This window comes from Bartonella sp. AP88HLJMH, from assembly GCF_042195605.1.
Classification (GTDB): Bacteria; Pseudomonadota; Alphaproteobacteria; order Rhizobiales; family Rhizobiaceae; genus Bartonella.
Genome location: NZ_JBHIOR010000002.1, coordinates 63660 through 85187, shown reverse-complemented (window position 1 = coordinate 85187; position 21528 = coordinate 63660). Strand labels below are relative to the sequence as shown.

Below are 21528 nucleotides of genomic sequence, written 5' to 3'. Positions count from 1 at the left end.
ACACTTTGCCATCCCCTAATGTAGCGACAGCCTTTAGCACTTAAAATGGTTCATAAGAAGTATTTTTATTCTTTCTTTAATGTTTTATCTCACGACGCCCCCTCTTTTTGACGTGCAAAAGACATGGTTTTGATCGGTTCAATATGGTATAGGTTTAAAATGAGAAAATCTTATGACACTTGGGTCTCTCACTCAACATGACAAAAAGTAATTTATGTTTACAAATCAAAGTATTGTTCGAATAAAATAGTAGCTCTTTTGAGTAAAGGATATTTACTAGAACATATCTGAAAAATAAAAGCCTCATTCGAAAATGAGACTTTTGAAGTGTTTAATTCTGCAAAAAATTAAAATTTATAAGCTACACCCACACGAAAATCATTTGTCTTGTAGCCCATTTCAAATTTATCCTGTATGAACTTCTTTTTGCCAAAATCTGAATAACGATATTCTGCACGTACAATAATATTATCAGTCATTGCAAAATCAATACCACCTCCAAGGGTATAACCAATCATGGTCTTTTTTTCATCATGCAACCAATCAGAAAAATCAACTTCTCCATTTTTGCTATCAGCTACTGCCGCAAAAATATTCTGAAGCTGCGTATAAGCAATCCCTCCAGAAATATAAGGCATCATACGCTCAATCGCAAAACCAACTCTCACCCGTGTAGCACCAGCCCATTTTTGTTTTAAAGTATGACGTACAGCTTTAATAGGTGTTGTCGAATCCTCCTCATGCAAATCTCTTGTTAGACTTGTTTTTTCTACAAGTTTTGGTGTTTCTTCAGTTGGACTTTTTTTCGGTAGATTGACATCTTTAGAATCCTTTTTACCAAACCACATAATATCTGTATCAATACCTATAATAAAACTATTATCGATATCAATATTGGAACCTGCATAAACTCCCCCGATAAAACCAGAAAGTTTAGGTAAATTCTCCTTTCCAATTGGATTCCATATCCCTGTCTCATGTTTTAAATAACTTGCAGTTGTTTTACCTGAAAAGTTACCAATCTGTCCTCCAAGATAAAATCCTGTCCAAGACAAAGCAGGTGCTGGAATAACAGGAACAGGTTGTTCAGGAATAACGATATCCGACGCCTGTACTACAGAAATTGAAATTAAAGAAAATATAGATGTTGAGGCTAAATACTTTGTAATCATAATTGCTCCCCTAAAAGCTAATGTGATACATAAATAATGATAAATCGTTTCACAATTTTTTGAAAAAATCTATAGCAAAAATGACACAGTTAAAAAATTAAAATTAGTTTTAAATAAAGCTTAAATATTATTTATAATTTCCAGAAGCTATTAATCTATAGTAGCTTTTATAGCTTCATATTGATCGTTATTATCTGAAATTATATAAAAAATTATAATGTCAATTTTTTGAAAAAATGAGATAACGCTCATAAAAAATATGATTAACTAAATTAATCACTCATCGCTTTTTGTATAAAGAATGATACCTAGAATGGAGAATTTTTTCATCACACTTGAAAAAACAGTAGAGAACTTCACTCTAACCCTCTCAAGCGTCTATGAAATGAACGACAAAAATTAATATATAAAAATGGAATTAATAATTTTTATTTATTCTTATAGAATTATTTTAATGTTTCATGATTTTTGTAAAAACTGAACAGACCAATTGCCCAGTTTCTGCAATTAATTTTTCCACACGAAGCAAATCAGGTTCCCCAACACTATTCAACAAAAGGTCACTTAATCCAGGTGGCATGTCATTGGGATCAAGAGAATCATTTAAGCAAAGCCGTATAATTTGACTCAAATTTGTATAAAGACGATAGGCATAATGTAAATCAGCAATACATGACTGATTAAGAAAACTGTTTGGTAAGTGATCTAAAATATCCGCTGTCGTCGCTCCAATTTGAAACTCAATGACATGCGTAATAAGAGAAAATTGAGCAATAAACTCCAAATCCATAATGCCACCAGACATCGTTTTTAAATCCCATTGATTTTTTGGCGGCTTTTCTTTTGCAATCAAGGCACGCATTTCACATACTTCTTTTGCAACTTCCTTCTTATCACGAGAAATAGCAATAATTGCACACACTTCATTTTCTAGCTTTTGTAAAAAATCAGGGTCTCCTGCAATGCCTCGAGCCCTTGTTAAAGCAAGATATTCCCATATCCATGCTTCTTGGCGATAATACTTTTTAAAAAATGGAAAAGAAACAGCAATAGGTCCTTTATTGCCTAATGGCCGTAACCTTAAATCAACGACATAAAGAATACCTTGGCTTGTAAGAGTGGATAAAGCAGAAACGAGGCGCTGTGCTAAACGCGTATAATATTGAGAGATATAAAGAGGCTTTTCTCCATCAGATATTTCTGCATCATCATCGTGTTCATAAAGCAAAACGAGGTCAACATCGGAATCTGCTGTTAATTCGCGACTTCCAAGCTTCCCCATACCCAATATGCCAACACGCCCCCCTTTAATACGACCATGAAGACGAGAAAATTCCTCTTGAACGGTAGCAAATGTTTTTGTAATCATAAGATCAGCAAGCGCAGTAAAAGCAAAACCCGCTCTTTCTCCTGTAATTGTACCGTTTAAAATTCGAATACCAATCAAAAAACGTTGTTCATCTGCAAAAATCCTTAAATGGTCAAGAATTTCCTCATAAGAAAGAACATTTTCAAGAAAATATTCAAGCCGTTTTTCTAAGTACGTTTTGGTCGGTAATTCTGAAAGAATATTCGGATCTAACATTCCATCAAAAACATGGGATCTGCGTGTAATAATTTCTGCAAGACGTGGAGCAGCACCCATAATAAGGACAAGCATATCCAAAAGAGAGGGATTAGACTGCAAAAGACTAAAAAGCTGAATTCCTGAAGGTAAGCCCTGTAAAAAACCATCAAAACGCAACATCGCCTCATCAGCTCGTTTTGTCCCACCAAAAGCTTTCAAAAGAGCTGGTGTTAATTCCGTTAATCTCTCGCGTGCTTCGGCTGATTGCGTTGCTTTATAACGACCAAAATGGAGCGTGCGCATAATACGACAAATATCACTTGCTCTTTCGAAGCCTAAACGGCTTAACGTTATTAATGTCTCCGGATCATCTTCTTCACCGGTAAAAACTAAATTACCAATTTCTAAACCAAGTTCTTGCTCATTCTCAAACAGTGCAGCATAATGTTTTTCAACAACCTGAAGTGTTTTTAATAAATCACGGATAAAACTGCTCCTGTCTTGATAACCCATTAAATAGGCAACACTCGTGAATTGAGCTGTATCATTTGGAAGAAGATGTGTTTGTTCATCGAAAAGCATTTGAATACGATGTTCCACATTTCGAAGAAATGCATAACTTTTTATAAGGCTATTTCTCGTTTTCTCACTGATCCAACCAAGCGTGTGAAGTTCTGCTAACATTGCAACTGTCTGACGTCCACGTAATTGAGGAAAACGTCCACCAGCAATGAGCTGCTGTGTCTGAACAAAAAACTCAATCTCACGAATACCACCACGACCTAACTTTATATTATGCCCATAAGCTGCAATTTGACCGTAATTTTTATGCGCATGAATTTGACGTTTGATCGAATGAATATCAGCAATAGCAGCATAATCTAAATATTTCCGCCACACATAGGGAAAAAGCTCTTTGAGAAAGTTAAAACCTGCCCTCTTATCACCAGCAACTGGACGTGCTTTAATCATGGCTGCTCGTTCCCAATTTTGCCCACGCCCTTCGTAATAACGCAATGCAGTCCTTACTGGTAAGGCCAAAGGGGTTGAACCTGGATCTGGACGAAGACGAAAATCAAGACGAAAAACATATCCTTCCGCAGTGCGTTCTTGAATGATACGGATTAATCGGCGTACCATTTTAGAAAATACGTCAACACTTTCAGAAAGATTACCAATATGAGGTGATGTTTCATCAATGAAAACAATAAGATCAATATCAGAAGAATAATTAAGTTCCCCTGCTCCTAACTTTCCCATCCCTAAAATAATTAAACCACAGTCTTTTTCTGGATTCTCACGGCTTAATAAATTGATCTTACCATGATCATGCGCTTCTCTTAATAGAAAACGTAGTGCTACACTTAATGCTGCTTCGCCCAAACGTGTCAACCAAGCACATGAAACTTCGTAAGTAAAAACACCACCCAAATCAGCTAAAGCAATAAGAACATGCGCTTCTCGTTTTTTGCGCCTTAAAGCAGCCATCAATGAAGTTTCATTTATAGCTTCATCTTTATCAATAGCTGTAATATCATCTATAATTTCGCTCAGCCTTGTTTCTATATCAACATTTAATAAAGCACTAAGATATGATGGGTTGGCAATTAAAACCTCACGCAAAAAAGGAGATAAGGTCATAACCGAACTGATAAAATCAATCTGCGTTCCACTCTCTGAAATGATGGAAACAAGCGATTCTAAACCTTCTTTCCTTGCTTGTTCTTCCATGTCTTTTAACCATTGGGAACCACTTTTATCGAGAGGACATAAAGGGAGAAGCTGTGTTTTTAAAAAAGCTTGTTTCATCTCTGCTCCCTTGAAAAGCATTTTGCTTTCCTTTCTATTGCTTTATACTTTTAAAATAGTTGTTACGTATGAAAGTGAAGAAAAATATCTTTAGGGAAATAACAAAACAGCCCTAAGCCCTGGATTTGCATTTTCAAGTAACAATTCACCCCCGTGAAGCTTCATAACCGCTTTTGCTATACTTAAACCAATCCCAAACCCAGGTTGTGTGCGGCTTTCTTCAAGACGAACAAATCGTTCTGTCACTTTTTCACGTTTATCCTCTGCTATTCCTGGTCCATTATCGCTCACAACAACTAATAAATGTTCATCACGATATTCCATTGATAAGCAAACCTTCGCTTGCCTTCCACCTTTAGGCGCATATTTAATTGCATTATCTATAAGATTAAAAATTGATTGCGCAACAAGCTCACGATTCAATTTTAGCTCTTTATCAAATATATCTCCCAACTGAAGTAAAACACCTGACTCTTCAGCAAAAGGTTCGTAAAGCTCAACAGCATCCTCAATGATCAGTTTCATATTCATCATTTCAAGATGTTCAATTGCACTGCTGGCCTCAATACGTGAAATCATTAAAATCGCATTGAACGTACAAATAAGTTGATCTGATTCTGCAATAACCCTATCAAGGACCTGACGATATTCAAGCTTTGTCTTATTTCCTGAAAGCGCTTCTTCAGCGCGATTTCTAAGACGCGTTAACGGCGTTTTCAGATCATGAGCAATATTATCTGATACTTGACGTAAACCAATATTTAACTCTTCAATGCGGTCTAACATAACATTAAGATTGGTTGACAATCGATCAAACTCATCCCCTACTCCAGAAACAGGTAAACGCCCACTGAAATCACCATCCATCAAGCGCTGTGATGCAGCCGTTACATGATCAATCCTTTGTAAAGCTCTCCTGCCAACAAAAAACCATATGAGTAAAGCGCCTCCAACCATTGCAGCAAGTGCAATGATCACAGCTTTGCGAATAACAACAGCAAAACGTTCTGGCTCATCCAAATCACGTCCTATAAGAATCTTCATAGCATTAGGTAAATCAACAATAACCGCCAAAGCGCGATGTTCACTTGTTTTGCCATGTTCTCCAAAACGGGAATACAAAAAAGAGGTAGAAATAAAACCACTCTGATTCAAAAGACCTAATTCAATACGTGCTACATTTCCTGCTAAAATACGCCCCATAGAATCTGTAACAAGATAAAGAAATGCTCCTGGTTGTCTTGAACGATAATCAATAGTGCGCATTAATAAGGATAATCCCCCATAATTATAAGCATTTTCAATATATTTTAATTCTTCATGTAAAGCCTGTTCAGTTTGCTCTGTTAACAATGAAGCAGAAAATGCCGTCATATAAATAGAAAGTCCTGTTGCCACCAATCCAAACAATAAAATGTAAAGTGCTGAAAGCCTTAGCGCCGTCGTGCGCATTATATTAATCAAACGATTCATGCTTTGTTATCTGGTACTTTCAGCATATATCCAGCTCCACGCACTGTATGGAGAAGGGGAACATCAAAATCTTTTTCAATTTTGGCTCTCAAACGAGAGATATGGACATCAATGACATTCGTTTGTGGATCAAAATGGTAATTCCAAACGTTTTCCAAAAGCATAGTGCGTGTAACAACCTGCCCCGCATAACGCATCAAATATTCAAGTAAACGAAACTCTCGTGGTTGCAATAGAATGTTTCTATCACCTCGTTTTACCGTATGTGCTAACCGATCAAGCTCAAGATTACCTACACAGTAAACAGTTTCTGCTTCTTTAGGATTTTTCCGCCGTTGTAAAACTTCAACACGCGCAAGAAGTTCAGAAAAAGCATAAGGCTTTGTCAAATAATCATCTCCCCCTGCACGCAGCCCCGTTACACGATCATTAACTTGCCCTAAAGCAGACAGAATAAGAACCGGTGTTTCATTGCCTTTAGCGCGCAATTCAGCAATAATAGAAAGACCATCACGATGCAAAAGCATTCGGTCAACAACCATAACGTCATAATTTTCCGTGGTTGCTAAAGCGTATCCCGTATCTCCATCATAAGCAACATCAACAGAATGCCCTACTTCCAAAAATGCTTTTTCGAGATAATGCCCCGTCTCATGATCATCTTCAATAACGAGTATCTTCATAAAACGTATCTCCATTATTTTATTATGTTGTAGGACAAATGTTTAATAAATATTTGTCCTACAACTAAAGCTTTATTTTTTGAAAATTGGAAGAGCAACAAAACGATTTTGATCATTTGTTCGCACTTGTAAGAGTATAGCCTTTCGTCCTAACTGCTGAGCATTTTTGATTGTGTTAATAATATCAGAGACTCGTTTAACTGGTTTATTATTTACTGTCACAATGATATCACCAGGGCGTATCCCTTTATCTGCAGCATCTGAATCGGTATCGACATCCGTTACGACAACCCCTACACCATCATCAGAAGGCATAACAATCAAACCATAATCTTCCAATGTTTCATCTAAATCACTCTGTCCATTTGAATATTTTGAAGTCTCTTTCTTACTTTCATCTTCAGACATTGAAGCGAGTTTAACCTTTATACTCTCCTCCTTACCTGATCTCCAAATCCCTATGGTTACCATTTCTCCTGGTTTAATATTTGCAATACGTTTCGCCAGCTCACGCGCATCAGCAACTTTTTCATTATTCACTGAAATAATTACATCACCCGCTTTAATACCAGCCTTTTCTGCCGGTCCTTTTAACGGATCAGTAACCAAAGCACCTTTGGCTTCTTTCAATCCTATTGAATCGGAAATCTCCTTTGTTACCGGCTGAATCTGAACACCTAACCAACCACGTTGAACTGAACCTTTTTCAATAAGTTGTTGTACAACCTGTTTTACAGTCGCTGCTGGAATAGCAAAAGCAATCCCAACATTTCCTCCAGAAGGAGAAAAAATTGCTGTATTAACCCCAACAACCTTTCCATTAAGATCAAACGTTGGACCACCAGAGTTTCCTCTATTAACAGCAGCATCAATCTGAATAAAATCATCGTACACACCAGTGCCAATATCACGTCCACGTGCAGAAACAATACCTGCTGTCACAGTTCCACCAAGACCAAATGGATTCCCAATGGCAACAACCCAATCCCCAACACGAAGCTTTGAATCATCACCAAAATCAACATAAGAAAATTTTCTTTTATCATTCACTTTTAATACGGCAAGGTCGGTTTTTGGGTCTTTCCCAATGAGCTTTGCGTTCAATTCTGTACCATCATCAAGAACAACAGTATAACTTGTTCCATCAGAAATCACATGATCATTGGTCACAATGTAACCATCAGATGAAATAAAAAAACCCGATCCAAAAGCAACAGGACGGAGTCTCTGCGATTGGTGCGGAAATTTATTTTTAGGTTTATCAAAATCATAAAACTCTTTAAAAAATCTTTTTAAAGGATGCTGATCTGGTAATTGATCAAGCCCTGGACCACTAAAAAAGTTGCTAAAGAACCTATCTTCTTTCTTTTTATTGCTCTTTACTTGTACTGCTACAACGGCTGGTTTCACTTGAGCAACAATATCGGCAAATCCCTGTTGTTGCATTAACGAAGTAAATACAGAACTTGCATGAGCCTTTGTCATCCACAAGCTTGATGTACATCCACTAAAAAACAGTGCACTTTCCAATATCGCAGAAAAACTCACTGCGACAAATGTTTTAAAGAAAGCCTTTTTAACCATTTATTCTATGCTCCTATTCAATCATACCTTTATTTCAATTCCGATCACTTATAAAATACCAGACCTTACCGTTTTCTGTCTAAATTATTAAAGTTTTGTAAGGTTTCAGTATTCCCTAATATAATTACAATAAGATTGTCTGCTCATTGCAGATGATCTGATTTTTTTCTTTTATGTAACATTTTTTTTAATGCAATGATATTTTTGACTGTTCTTTTTCATTCACATAACGCATGATTATCCCGTTTGAAGTGGAAAAATATGATACTTATGCCAATGATAATAATGATCAAAGGCGAGAACCATAAAAACCAAGTTATTTTATTCAATGGTGGTTTCAAGAGAATAAATTCACCATATCGCTCAACAAGAAAGTCAGTGACTTGCTGATTACTATAGCCCATTTTTAGCCTTTCCCGAATTAAAAGCCGTAAATCACGTGCTAAAGCAGCATCTGAATCATCAATTGATTGATTTTGACAAACCGGACAACGTAAATGCGATGAAATATGGCGTGCTCGCGCTTCAAGAATCTTATCCTTTAAAATCTCATCCGGCTCTACTGCTATTGCTAATTGAAAAGGAAACGTTGCAATTAAAAAAAATACAATCCAAAGAATTTTTTTCATCTCAATGTCTTTTCCCAAAATTTAAAGCAAGCACTACCTTATTGTACATGCCAATGCGAAACCAATACCCCAGAAGAGAAAGACATCCCCCCATAGCCATCATGAATGCCCCTAACCAAATACATATTACATAAGGCTTCCACCATACGTGCACAACGAGACCCCGATTATCAATATGTCCCGGTACAATATATAGCTGTGATAAGCCATGATTTTTAAGACCAACTTCTGTTGTTGATGTATTTTGGCTTGAATAAAATCGCTTTGAGGCTGTTACATGACCTACAATGTTTTTATTTTCATATATTTTAAAATAAAACTCCATTGTCGAATAATTCGAACCAACACCATCATACACTGCATCAAAATGAAGCGTTTTATCCGCTATCGTCACCCTATCCCCTACGTTCATGATTAAAATACGTTCTTGCCCAAAACTTGCTACGCAAACAATACCAAATAATGTAACGCCTAATCCCATATGTGCTATTGCTGCACCAAAAGTAGACCATGGCAATCCAAGAAATCTCTTAACGCGTACTGAAAAAGCTCTCTTGCCATATCCACTCTTTCCCCATAGATCCGCTAAACTGCCTAAAAAAACAAACGCTGAAAGCCCAATCCCTAAAACTGCAAAAATATCACGCACAGATGTCGCATAGAATATTATAAAACAGACGATACCAACCAATACAAAAACAAACCACAAGCGTTCAAAAACTGCAAGAAAATCACCGCGTTTCCATGCCATCATTGTCCCAAATGGAACAAACAACAACAGCAAAACCATTAGCGGTCCACAGGTAAGGTTAAAAAAAGCAGCCCCTACAGAAATTTTTTGCCCTGTTAATATCTCAATAAAATAAGGATAAAGCGTACCAATCAATACTGTTGCTGTTATTGTTGTCAGTAACAAGTTATTTAAAACAATAAACCCTTCACGTGAAATTGGTTGAAAAAATCTTTCTGTTTTTAAAATAGGGGTACGCAAAGCAAAAAGAAGAAAAGCAGCTCCCGTAAAAAAAAATAAAAGAGCAAGAATTGCTTGCCCGCGTGCTGGATCAACAGCAAAACTATGAACAGAAACTAAAAGCCCAGAACGCACAAGAAAAGTTCCCATCAGAGAAAGGGAAAAAGTAAGCAGCGCTAAAAACAGAGTCCAACTTTTCAATATTTCTCGTTTTTCGAGAACAAGAGCAGAATGTAAAAGAGCCGTTCCTGAAAGCCACGGCATAAACGAAACATTTTCAACAGGATCCCAAAACCAATAGCCTCCCCATCCTAGCTCATAATAAGCCCAATAAGAGCCAACCATAATACCCAATGTCAAAAAACACCAAGAAAGTAAAAGCCACGGACGAATCCCACGCGCCCAAATTCTATCAACATGTCCCATAATCAATGCCGCAATGGCAAAAGAAAAACAAAGTGAAAAACCGACATAACCTAAATAAAGTAGCGGTGGATGAATTGCTAATGCGATATCTTGTAAAAGAGGATTGAGACCATTTCCCTGCAATGCTGGTGGATTTACGCGTAAAAATGGATTGGATACAAAAAGAATAAATAAAAGAAAAGCAGTTGTAATCCAACTTTGGCAAATTAAAACAAGCGTCTTAAAATCTTCTGGCAAATGTTGGCTAAAAAAAGCCATCAATGCGCTAAAAAAAGCAAGACTTAAAACCCATAACAACATAGAGCCTTCGTGGTTGCCCCAAACACCTGTAATTTTATAGAGCATCGGTTTTTCTGAATGAGAATTCTCAACAACGTTCAAAACAGAAAAATCAGATACAACATAAGCATAAATTATCACTAAAAAAGATAAAAGCAGTAATGTAAAAGTAATATATGTTAGAGGAACAACTGTTTGCATTAACAAACGCTCTCTCCACCAAAAACCTAAAGCAGGTAAAAATGCCCCTAATAAGCTTACTGAAAATGCTGCAGCTAAAAAAATATGACCCAGTTCGACAAGCACAATCGAATTATTTCTCCATAATGTAATGTTTTTTCAAACGATCAGCTGTTTCTTTAGGCATATAAGTTTCATCATGTTTTGCTAAAATACGCATCCCTATAAAAAAGCCCTGTTTATCGAAATGCCCTTCTACGATCACCCCCTGACCTTCACGAAAAAGATCCGGTAAGGCACCATTGAAAACTACTTTTTCATGTTTTTTGTTATCCGTTACAAAAAAAACAACGCCTCTCTCTCCAACATATTGAACAGTTCCCTTTTCAACAAAGCCACCCAAACGCAAAGGGCGCTCCGTTAAAATATCTTCTCTTGTAATTTCAGAGGGCATTCTAAAAAAACTGACCGCATGACGCATTGCATACACTATGAGACTTGCTGCAATTGTCATAACCAAACAACATAATAATATGATCAGTAAGCGCTTTTTTTTTCGCTGCTCTAAAATAACCTTCCATGAGGCAGAATTCTTTAAAGATTGACTGTTCATAGACACTCTGCGAAAAAATTTTAAATACGTTATAATTAAGTATCAATATTTTATTTTTTAAGAGCTTTGCACATCTTCTACATAGGTGCAAGATTTCTTTTCTTTGTATGCTTACTCGATAAATCACGTAACTGAATCATCATTTTTTTAACACGTGATTGTCCTGAAAAATTTTCAGGCATTGTATCAAGAAAGCTTTGTAAAAATTGCACTGCCTGTGCAGTTTTTCCTGCTTGATGCAATGCATCGGCTAACAATAAACGTGGATAAAAATCTGTTGGCGCTAAATCTGCTGCTTTTTGAAAAGCATTTTGCGCTTCTTGCGTTATCACTCCCCCTTCATAACCAACCAATGCTAAACCGTATCCTACAAGCCTTGGAGCTGTTTCTCCATTCAAACGAAGTGCATCTAAATAAGTATTCACTGCTTCTTGAAAAAGGCTTTCTTCGAGATACCCTACCGCTAACGCATCTGCTAGCTTGCCATCATGAGGTGCACGGAAAAAAAGCACTTGTAAACGAATAAGCTTTTCTTGCTTACTAAGAGTTTGAGGATCCTTATCCATTAATTCGCTAAAAAAATAACTTTTCACTTCTGGATTGCCTGTCAGCCCATAAATATTCCATGTCATAAGGAGAACAAACAAGATACTTAAAGCCTTAAGAATATTTCTTTTTTTATAATGCATATAAAGCTTGTTAAACTCAATCATACGCTTATGGCTTCTATAACCATCCACGGTTTGAACTTTCCATTCTTTTTTTATCTCATCATCAAAACGTAGTGAAAGAAAAAGAACACTTGCCAGAAAAATCAGAAAAAATGCTGCAAAAATCAATAAGAGCATATCGTTTTTTTCCAATACGAACAGAGAATAACTCGCTTACATTTTATCCTCTTCATGAGAAAAGTGATGTGAATCAATAAAAATTCATTTTTTCATGGAGAATATTATAAAATCTATTATATATATCAATTAAACAAAGAAACTAAAAACAATGTTTCCCTACTCTTTGATGTATTATCTGAAAATACTGCTTTACAAACTTTATAGACATTTCTTGCTTAAGGAGAAAATATGTTATTCTCCCATCTTAGGTAATAAAACTTTTGCATACAACCCACCCAAATCAGAACGGGATAAAAAGAGATTCCCACCATATTCACTGACCATATCTGAAACAATTGCTAACCCTAAGCCTGATCCTAGTTTACTTTCATTAAACCGCCGCCCCCTTTTTAATGCTTCATCAATTTTGTCTTCTGTTAAACCAGGACCATCATCTTCTACAAAGATACTAAAATATTCTGTTTCTTCAGCATTTTCTTCTAAACAACAAGAGATCAAAACCTTTGCGCGAGACCACTGAGTAGCATTTTCAATCAAATTCCCTATAATTTCTTCTAAATCTTCCTTCTCTCCAGAAAAAACAATATCATCAACATCCATAATAAATTGAATTTGTTTTTCAGGATTAAGCTTTTTCATAACCCGCACCAAGCGTTCAAGCACACTGCGAACAGACGTATGATAGACAACACTATCGCATTGTGCTGCAATCCGCGCACGCTGAAGATAATGATTGATTTGAGCTTGCATTATTTGCGTTTGCTCTCTCAACAAACTAGCCTTTTCTCCGCGCATCTTATCTGTCTCATTCATAATCACGGATAGAGGCGTCTTCAATGAATGCGCGAGATTACCAACCTGTGTGCGAAATCGCTCGATAATACGCTGATTATTATTAATGAGAGCATTCATCTCTTGTACAAGCGGCATCACTTCGCTTACTAAATCCGTATTCACATAATGAACTCTTCCTTCGCGAATATCATTCAATGCACGTCGAATAAGCTTCAACGGTTGAAAACTAAAGAAAATAATAGCAATATTAATAAGAACACTCCCGATACCGAAACTCCAAAGAAAAATTTGCAAAGTTCGCGTAAATTCCTTTACCTGGGCATGAGCTTCATCGATATTCCCAACAAGCCGAAAACGTGCAATATGATTTTTATTATCAAGAACAACATCACTCTCAATCACTTGTAGCTTTTGACCATTGTTCCCCGTTATCCGATAAGAGCGAAAGAATTTATTGTCAAAAGGTATATCAACATCACTTGGTGTAAATATCTCGCCTGTTCCCAATGAGGGAGATGTCAATCTTCCTTTTAAATTATGGGATATCGCAACAACTTCCCAATACCATCCTGTTGTTGGATCAGAATAACGAATATCATCAATCCCAGCCCCTCCTATCAAAGTACCTTCCGATGACACCGTCACTGTTGCAATAAGACTGTAGAGTTGAGCAGAAAGGATACGCTCTAGGCTTTGTTCAGTCGAACGCTTATAAAATAAAATACTTACTGCAGAAATCGATAAAAGAGAAATAACAACCCATAATGTTGATAAGATCATAACACGTAAACTGAGAGATCGAGTAATTACAAAAAAGAACCTCCTATACCAATTATTCTCTTCAAAAACATTCATTAATCACCTCGCGTTCTCACGCGATATCCCATTCCTCGAATAGTTTCAATCAAATTCACTCCAAGCTTTTTCCGTAACCGACCTACAAAGACTTCCACCGTATTCGAATCCTTATCAAAATCCTGATCATAAAGATGTTCAGTAAGCTCTGTTCTTGAAATGACCCTGTCACAATGATGCATGAGATACGAAAGCAGTCTGAATTCATAAGATGTTAGTTTAATCAATTGACCATCCACAAAAACACGAGACGTCTTTGTATCCAACAAAACATTTCCGCAACATAATGCACTTGTCGCATGTCCCGTAGTGCGACGAATTAATGCTCGCAAGCGCGCTATCACTTCCTCCAAATGAAATGGCTTCACAACATAATCGTCAGCTCCAGCATCAATACCTTGCACCTTATCAGACCAACGGTCTCGCGCCGTTAGCATTAAAACAGGCATGGAGAGCCCTTCTTGACGCCACTTTTCAACAACACTAATACCATCAATCTGCGGTAAACCTATATCAAGTATCACCGCGTCGTAAGACTCTGTGCTCCCTAAAAAATAAGCCTCTTCACCATCGAAAGCACTATCGGAAACATATCCTGCACGTCTTACAGCTTCTGCTAATTGATGGTGAAGATTCCGATCATCTTCAACGATTAAGATACGCATCACAACACCATCTGCCAAAAACTAATCAGCAGGAACAAAAAATTCAACACGACGTAACTTTTCACCATTACGGGCTGGTACAACAACCACAATTGCACACATGTCCTTTCCATCCTGAACAACCGGTTTTGAACGGACGAGAACCCCGCTCTCTTGTGCGGCAGCCTTCTTACCTACTTCAGCACACCCAGAAGCTAGAACAGAATCTGCTTCTAAAAAAGCTGCTATTATTACGAACAAGAATTTTTTTTTCATCATAAATATTTCAATAACCCATCTCTTCTCTTCCTTGATAAAGGATAAAAGAAATAATGGTTTTTTTTAGTCGATTAAAAAATCACAAATGAAAACAATTTATCCTCTATCTTACAGAAGAACATATTAACATTACTCCAAATTTTTAAAAAATCAAAAAAATATTTTTAATAATGAGAATAAAATTTATTCAATAAAATAATAAAATATTAATATACTATCTTACAAAAAATGCATAATTCTAAAACAAATTCTTTCTCTGTTAGCACTATAGAAAAAAAATACTTCTACTCCATATAATTATTGTAGATTTGTTTGGTTGTATTGCTTTGCCATAGGCTCTCTTTAAATGTTTGATTTTTTTAAAAAAAAGAAAGGGCAACACCGTAAGCCATTTCATAGTCCTGCTCTCATTGAATTAGACGCACGATTAGACACAGCGCTTTATCACATTCGTTCTGCTAACAGTTTTTTCTGGAAAAAGGCAAAAATCGTCTCACAAAATTTTCATCTTCAAGGATGGAAACGTTTTATCGTTGAAGTTCTCGATGAAATACTGACATTAGGGTTGATGGGATTTACTCTTTTCACTATTTTGGGCATTTCTGTTTTTGAACTGACCAAAACAGATTGGTCTTCTCCTAAAAACTTTTCCATTCTTTTTCTAGATCGCTATGGAAATTCCATTGGGCACCGTGGTGCACTGCCGGCAATCTCTATCCCCGTTGAAGAAATGCCTGACACTGTCATTAAAGCGGTTCTCGCTACAGAAGACCGTCGTTTTTTTGATCATTGGGGCATTGATTTTCAAGGACTTACACGGGCAATTTCACAAAATATGCAAGCTAAAGGTGTGGTGCAAGGTGGTTCAACTCTCACACAACAATTGGCTAAAAATTTATTTTTAACAAACGAAAGAACCATAACACGTAAAATCAAAGAAGCTTATCTTGCTCTTTGGCTAGAAGCAAATTTTAGCAAAAAGCAGATTTTACAACTTTACCTTGACCGAGCCTATATGGGAGGAAACAATTTTGGTATTGCCGCAGCGGCAAAATTTTATTTTGGAAAAAACATACGTCATGTCTCTTTAAGTGAATCTGCTATGTTAGCAGGACTCTTTAAAGCTCCAACAAAATATGCTCCTCATAGTCATCTCTTTGCAGCTCAAACACGTGCCAATATCGTCCTTTCTAATCTTGTTAATAGTGGCTTTATGACGAAGAGCCAAATTATCAATGCGCATCGCCACCCTGCTAAGGCACTTCCCCAAAGAGAAAATAATCAGCCAGATTATTTTCTTGATTGGGCATTCGAGGAAGTCAAAAAAATACGTAATCAACTTCCAAGCCATAGTTTAATTATTCAAACGACCCTTGATCCGAATATTCAAAAAGCAGCAGAAGAATCAATCGCATATCATTTACATCAATATGGTCAACAATATCGCGTAACCCAAGCTGCCACCGTTATACTCGATAATAACGGTGCCGTATGCGCAATTGTTGGAGGACAAGATTATAAAAAGAGCCAATTTAACAGAGCAACACAAGGCGGACGGCAAACTGGTTCTTCATTCAAACCTTATGTTTACGCAACCGCAATGGAACACGGACTGTCTCCCTCGACAATCGTTTTAGATGCTCCTATCAATTGGGGAGGTTGGACACCAAAAAATAATTCTGGTCGTTATTTGGGAAAAATTGATTTAGCAACAGCTTTAGCTTTTTCTATTAATACAGTCCCTGTGTATCTCACCTATCAATATCTTAACCGTGATACCCAACCCATCATAGATCTCATCAAGAATATGGGGATTAACGCGCATATTTTATCACACAAAACAATGGTTCTTGGTACTTCCAACATGACCCCCATGGATCAAGCAACTGGCTTTAATGTCTTTGCCAATGGCGGGATAGCTGGTAATCGTCATGGGTTCACGCAAATCAGAACAATCGATGGGCATGTGGTATGGGATTTCGAACATAACGGAAAAAAACTACACCGAGTTCTGAGTGAACAATCAACAGCTTATATGAACCAAATGATGGTGGGTGTCACGACACGAGGATCTGGTAAGCGTGCTGCTCTACCCATGACTCTCGTCGCTGGGAAAACTGGAACATCACAATCTTATCGTGATGCTTGGTTTGTTGGCTTTACAGGCAATTATACAGGAGCGGTATGGATGGGAAATGATAACTTTTCACCGATGAATCGTGCTTTTGGGGGTGGCGTTCCTGCCATGATATGGCATCGCATCATGCTTGCTGCACATCAAAATATCATGCTCAAACAGCTCTATGGTGTTAAAGATTCTCTCCTTCCTTATCAGCCCCCAGTACTTTCTTCCCATGCAGATTCTGAAGTTCCTCCTCCAATACCCTCTACGCTTTCTCCTGAAACATTAAATATCGTGCGATTGATTAACAAAGATCTGAAAAAAACATCTGCAATTTCTTTGAAAATGAAAACAACTGGAGATTCAACATTTTGAATTCAAGATATTCACTGATGTTTTTTAATATCACCATTTTCTTTTTTATCTTCGCTTTTTCCATTTTATGTGGAAAACTGAGTGTCGATTATGTGCTCAATTCCTTTCCTCATTTTGGACTCTTTAGAATTGGAAAATGGAGTGCTTATCCACAAATGGGAACAGCCAATATGGATCCTTATACCCGCGCCCGCACCGCTAAACAAGGCATTGTTTCACTCGGACGAACTGAAGGTATTCAATTCCAGATTTGGCAAGATAACCAAGGGCGTCCACTCCACCCCCACTGTCATTATTTACTCAAAGGCACCATCCCTGAAACCCGTCTTTTTACCCTTTATACAGCTGACAAATCCCTAAAACCCTATACTTCATCCAAAGAAATACCTTTTGAACTCCACACGAACGCTATTATTTATGAGCATGATGGCTCATTGCGCATTAATATTTCACCCACACCGCAAACCGGCAATTGGCTTGCAACAGTTAGTCAAAAAGAATTCGGGCTTATTCTTACCTTATACGATACCTCAATCATCTCTGCAACGGCATTACAAAAGCTTACAATGCCATCAATAGAACAAATTCCATCAGGACAAATAAATTGTGACTAGATTTATTCATACCGCACTTCTTGCAATCATTGGCGCTATTATCGTTCATATTTGCGTTCTCTTTCTGATCCCCTATTGGGCACAGGATAATATATGGACAGCACTTAAAAAATCCGGAGCCCCTTATCAATTTGTTGCTTTTACTCCCGATAATCCTATTCAACAATCTGCTGATCCCCTCTTTCTTCTTAAAGTCTGCAGATTTAACCTTGAAAATGGACCTGTTCATTTAAAAGCTTTGAAAACACGACAATTTTGGTCACTAGCAGCCTACACACACAACGGAATTATTTTCTATAGCCTTAATGACCGAACAGCCCCTGATGCGACACTCGATCTTATCATTGGAAAACCAATACAAATCATAGAACTCAAAAAATCAAAACCTAAAAAAAATACCAATTCAGTTTTGGTTGCTAAAAATTTGAATGAAGGGTTTGTTATTTTACGTACTTTTGTCCCTTCTTCCCTTGCGAAAAAAGAAAGTGAAGCTTTCCTTTCATCTGCGACCTGCCGTATATTTTATGAATAAAAACCGACTAACCTCTCATTTGTACAACACCTTAACTTTCTATACAAAATACATGAAGCCTATCAAAATGGTTATCTTTTTTCTCTATTAATTGAATATTCGAATTCAGATTTGTCTGATTGTAGATCCCTCAATTTTTTATTGAGGTAGAATGAAATCTCTATTGCACATCATCATATCCTATTTGATACGCATTATCTGACAGAAAAAACTCCCCGCAATCAGAAGAGAAAAATCAAGAGTAAAGCTCTAAAAAAATATGCTGCTAACAATTGTAAAACTTGTTATTTGAGTTTATTTCTTTTTATTTACAAACATTCCCATAAAATTCGCATCAATGACATGATAAACTATAGAAGAAATACTGTTTACCTTCAATAAAGTGCGAAAATAATCGCTGGAAACTTATAAGACATTACGCATCCTTGACCTCAAAAATAAGTGCTTTATTTTTCTCTTATAAGCAGAAGCTTTTTGTACGATAGGCACTCTGAAAAAACTTGGCTTATAGTTTACAATTGAGGGGAAAAAACTTCATGAAGAAGAGATATGTTCGGTTCGTTTCAAGAGCAGCAGTATGGTCCCCTCGATTTGGTGGATTGTCGTTCTTTATTTTATTATTTTCAGTCATTTTACAACGTTTTTCCGTTATTAACGTAACCGATTTCATAATTTTGATAGGTATCTCTACTGGCTGTGTAATTATTTCTCTTTTTCTGGCTATTAAAGCACTTCATAGTTTGTGGGTCTATGGAGCCCTAGGGGGAATGAAAGCTTTAAAAGGGATCGTTTATTCGTTAATAACTGCAACACCATTGATACTCTTTTTGGGACTTTGGTTTACCTTACCAGCTCTTTACGATATTTCTACCGATACACAAAACCCGCCGGCTTTTTTTCGCACAATACGTCCCAGTGATGCTTTACCGCTCAAAAGTGTTTTGACTGAACAAACAGCAATACAGATCTCACAATGGACAGAAATGTCAGGGCGCCGTTATGATGGATCATCTGACCTTATTCGCGAATCCGTTCTCAATGTTTTAGCTGCGTATGATTGGCCTGTTGTGGCTCAAAAAAAGTTTAAAGGTGAAGAAGATACGCTTTATATTGAAACAATGGCCAAAACTTTTTACCTTGGCTTTATTTCAGATATTGTTATTCGTTTAACTGATGAAGGGGATACAACTTTTGTTGATATGCGTTCTGCTTCTCGTTATTTACCAAGAGATTTGGGGACAAATGCTGCTTTTATTATCGATTTTATGGATGCACTTGATACAGAAATCACCTCACTTCCTCTTTCTGAAGATAATGAGTAGAGGTTAGAAGTATAGTAAGTTACATTTACTAAATTAGCTTATTTCAAAAATAAATTTTGAGACGTGCAGAAACGCACAAAACATTTATCGTCTCTCGACGGCCATAAGCATTACTGACAAGTTCTTTAAACACCCAAAAGCAACTTATAGCCTCTTTTTAGCGCGTGACATATAGATAAAATATTTGAATTCAAATTCTAAACTTAAATACTATAATTGATTTTACATATATTTTTTATGCTCAGAAATCTCATCATAAAAGTAGGAAAGAAGACTTCTCTAATAAGGAAATTAAGCATTTCTTACAGGCGCATTTTTCCAATGAAAATAGAAAAATACACCCTCATCAAGAAAGATGAAATACATTTATCATAAAATATGATGCATATGTAATATAGTTACAGAAAAAATTAACAATAAAATACACATAAATTCATCTGTATTTTACAATAAATGATTATTTCAATTTTATAAAGAAATTTCATAATAATAAAAAAAAATATATATTATTACAAATAATAGAAACTTATTTAAATGAAAATAATTTTTCATCAAACATAACTTAAATATAAATACTAATATATAATATATTTAAACGCAACATAAATAAAACAAAACGCCAAAAATAACCCACTAAATGTCTTAATTGCTTCCTTTATACTATTTTTCCAACTGTCATCACTTTATCTATAACTTAATAAAAATATAAAAACAAATATTGAAAATAAAATATCAAAAACATTATTATATAAAGATAATAAATAATCATTTTTCATATAAATAACGTATACAAATAAAAACTGTTATAGAAAGTAATATAACAAATATAATGAACAAAAATGTGCTTAACAACATTTTTTTCACAATTTCTTTGTTACTATAACCTTTAGATTTATAATATGAAAACAATGTATAGAAAAATATAAATAAAGCACCTATAGAAAATAATAATTCTACAATAATACTAATAATCTCATTCATAAAAAAAATCCAAATTAAATATATAATTTTGTAAAATTATGCACCTAAACCTTCCTGTCAAGTTTGTAGACACATAATTATGCCTACAAGCTTGTGCATTGCTTTACCGCTCAAAAGTGTTTTGACTGAACAAACAACATTACAGATGTCACAATGGCCAGAAATATCGGGGCACCGTTATGATGGATCACCTGACCGTATTCGCGAATCCGTTCTCAATGTTTTAGCTGCGTATGATTGGCTAGTTGTGGCTCAAAAAAAGTTTAAAGGTGAAGAAGATGCGCTTTATATTGAAACAATGGCAAAAACTTTTTACCTTGGCTTTATTTCAGATATTGTTATTCGTTTAACTGGTGAAGGGGATACAACTTTTGTTGATATGCGTTCTGCTTCTCGTTATTCGCCAAGAGATTTGGGGACTAATGCTGTTTTTATTATCGATTTTATGGATGCGCTTGATACAGAAATCTCGTCACTTCCTCTTTCTCAAGATGATGAGTAGAAACTTGTACTTACTTCCAACAGAAAAATCCCTACCAACCTGTCATTTGTTTGCACTATTATTACTTATTACTGAAAGTGCTTTTACTCTTTCAGGACAAAGCTTTTAAACGAAAATATCTCAATCCTAACTTATTTCATAACAAAAATATTGTTTTGTCTCTCATTTGATGTTTTTATTTAAAATATTTTAAGTATTAATATATATTAACTATTAATATACTATGTATTAAACAATAAAAATGATTTATTTTATTAAAAAGTAAATTTAT

Annotated in this window: 16 protein-coding genes and 1 pseudogene; 5 read left to right on the top strand and 12 right to left on the bottom strand. The window is 36.0% G+C overall.

Annotated features, from left to right (window positions below; genetic code table 11):
* Positions 1 to 347 precede the first annotated feature (347 nt).
* From ACFIMA_RS01510 to ACFIMA_RS01455, 12 genes are all read right to left on the bottom strand, one after another.
* A complete protein-coding gene (locus ACFIMA_RS01510; protein WP_375612993.1) occupies positions 348 to 1172 on the bottom strand; it encodes an outer membrane protein in 825 nt (274 codons plus the stop codon).
* Positions 1173 to 1623: 451 nt separating this feature from the next.
* Positions 1624 to 4548 carry a bifunctional [glutamine synthetase] adenylyltransferase/[glutamine synthetase]-adenylyl-L-tyrosine phosphorylase gene (locus ACFIMA_RS01505; RefSeq protein ID WP_375677805.1) on the bottom strand — a complete coding sequence of 975 codons (2925 nt, stop codon included), beginning with the start codon at positions 4546 to 4548 and terminating at the stop codon, positions 1624 to 1626.
* 90 nt (positions 4549 to 4638) lie between these two features.
* A complete protein-coding gene (locus ACFIMA_RS01500) occupies positions 4639 to 6021 on the bottom strand; it encodes an ATP-binding protein (RefSeq protein ID WP_375610111.1) in 1383 nt (460 codons plus the stop codon).
* On the bottom strand, positions 6018 to 6704 hold the full coding sequence (locus tag ACFIMA_RS01495) for a response regulator transcription factor (RefSeq protein ID WP_273791552.1): 687 nt from the start codon (positions 6702 to 6704) through the stop codon (positions 6018 to 6020). The genes ACFIMA_RS01500 and ACFIMA_RS01495 overlap by 4 nt, the downstream gene beginning before the upstream one ends.
* A gap of 72 nt (positions 6705 to 6776) precedes the next feature.
* Positions 6777 to 8288, bottom strand: a complete 1512-nt coding sequence (locus tag ACFIMA_RS01490; protein ID WP_375611163.1) for a Do family serine endopeptidase — start codon at positions 8286 to 8288, stop codon at positions 6777 to 6779.
* A 218-nt stretch (positions 8289 to 8506) separates the two neighbouring features.
* Complete coding sequence (locus tag ACFIMA_RS01485; protein ID WP_375652307.1) at positions 8507 to 8917, bottom strand: cytochrome c-type biogenesis protein CcmH; 411 nt, start codon at positions 8915 to 8917, stop codon at positions 8507 to 8509.
* A 1-nt stretch (position 8918) separates the two neighbouring features.
* Positions 8919 to 10898 (bottom strand): heme lyase CcmF/NrfE family subunit, encoded by a 1980-nt coding sequence (locus ACFIMA_RS01480; RefSeq protein ID WP_375652308.1) that lies wholly within the window; start codon positions 10896 to 10898, stop codon positions 8919 to 8921.
* 7 nt (positions 10899 to 10905) lie between these two features.
* The gene (gene ccmE, locus ACFIMA_RS01475; protein WP_375611160.1) at positions 10906 to 11385 is read right to left on the bottom strand and encodes a cytochrome c maturation protein CcmE; all 480 of its coding nucleotides are present in this window, start codon (positions 11383 to 11385) and stop codon (positions 10906 to 10908) included.
* 77 nt (positions 11386 to 11462) lie between these two features.
* Positions 11463 to 12233, bottom strand: a complete 771-nt coding sequence (locus ACFIMA_RS01470) for a tetratricopeptide repeat protein (RefSeq protein ID WP_375652309.1) — start codon at positions 12231 to 12233, stop codon at positions 11463 to 11465.
* A gap of 234 nt (positions 12234 to 12467) precedes the next feature.
* Entirely contained in the window at positions 12468 to 13886 is a 1419-nt protein-coding gene (locus tag ACFIMA_RS01465; protein WP_375677806.1) for an ATP-binding protein, read from the bottom strand.
* Positions 13886 to 14551 carry a response regulator transcription factor gene (locus ACFIMA_RS01460; RefSeq protein ID WP_375652310.1) on the bottom strand — a complete coding sequence of 222 codons (666 nt, stop codon included), beginning with the start codon at positions 14549 to 14551 and terminating at the stop codon, positions 13886 to 13888. Before ACFIMA_RS01460 ends, ACFIMA_RS01465 begins: the two co-directional genes overlap by 1 nt.
* Positions 14552 to 14572: 21 nt before the next feature.
* Positions 14573 to 14809 (bottom strand): hypothetical protein, encoded by a 237-nt coding sequence (locus ACFIMA_RS01455; protein ID WP_375622279.1) that lies wholly within the window; start codon positions 14807 to 14809, stop codon positions 14573 to 14575.
* 346 nt (positions 14810 to 15155) lie between these two features.
* Between ACFIMA_RS01455 and ACFIMA_RS01450 the strand changes: the two genes are divergently transcribed.
* The 5 genes and pseudogenes from ACFIMA_RS01450 to ACFIMA_RS01430 form a co-directional block, all read left to right on the top strand.
* The gene (locus tag ACFIMA_RS01450) at positions 15156 to 17306 is read left to right on the top strand and encodes a transglycosylase domain-containing protein (protein WP_375693023.1); all 2151 of its coding nucleotides are present in this window, start codon (positions 15156 to 15158) and stop codon (positions 17304 to 17306) included.
* Between the two features lie 17 nt (positions 17307 to 17323).
* A complete protein-coding gene (locus ACFIMA_RS01445) occupies positions 17324 to 17920 on the top strand; it encodes a DUF1214 domain-containing protein (protein ID WP_375652312.1) in 597 nt (198 codons plus the stop codon).
* Positions 17913 to 18452 carry a hypothetical protein gene (locus tag ACFIMA_RS01440; RefSeq protein WP_375693022.1) on the top strand — a complete coding sequence of 180 codons (540 nt, stop codon included), beginning with the start codon at positions 17913 to 17915 and terminating at the stop codon, positions 18450 to 18452. The genes ACFIMA_RS01445 and ACFIMA_RS01440 overlap by 8 nt, the downstream gene beginning before the upstream one ends.
* Before the next feature lie 536 nt (positions 18453 to 18988).
* Positions 18989 to 19774, top strand: coding sequence for a DUF1499 domain-containing protein (locus ACFIMA_RS01435; RefSeq protein ID WP_375693021.1), 786 nt, complete (start codon positions 18989 to 18991; stop codon positions 19772 to 19774).
* A 1081-nt stretch (positions 19775 to 20855) separates the two neighbouring features.
* A pseudogene (locus ACFIMA_RS01430) lies at positions 20856 to 21257 on the top strand (DUF1499 domain-containing protein); the annotation flags it as partial.
* Positions 21258 to 21528: the final 271 nt, after the last annotated feature.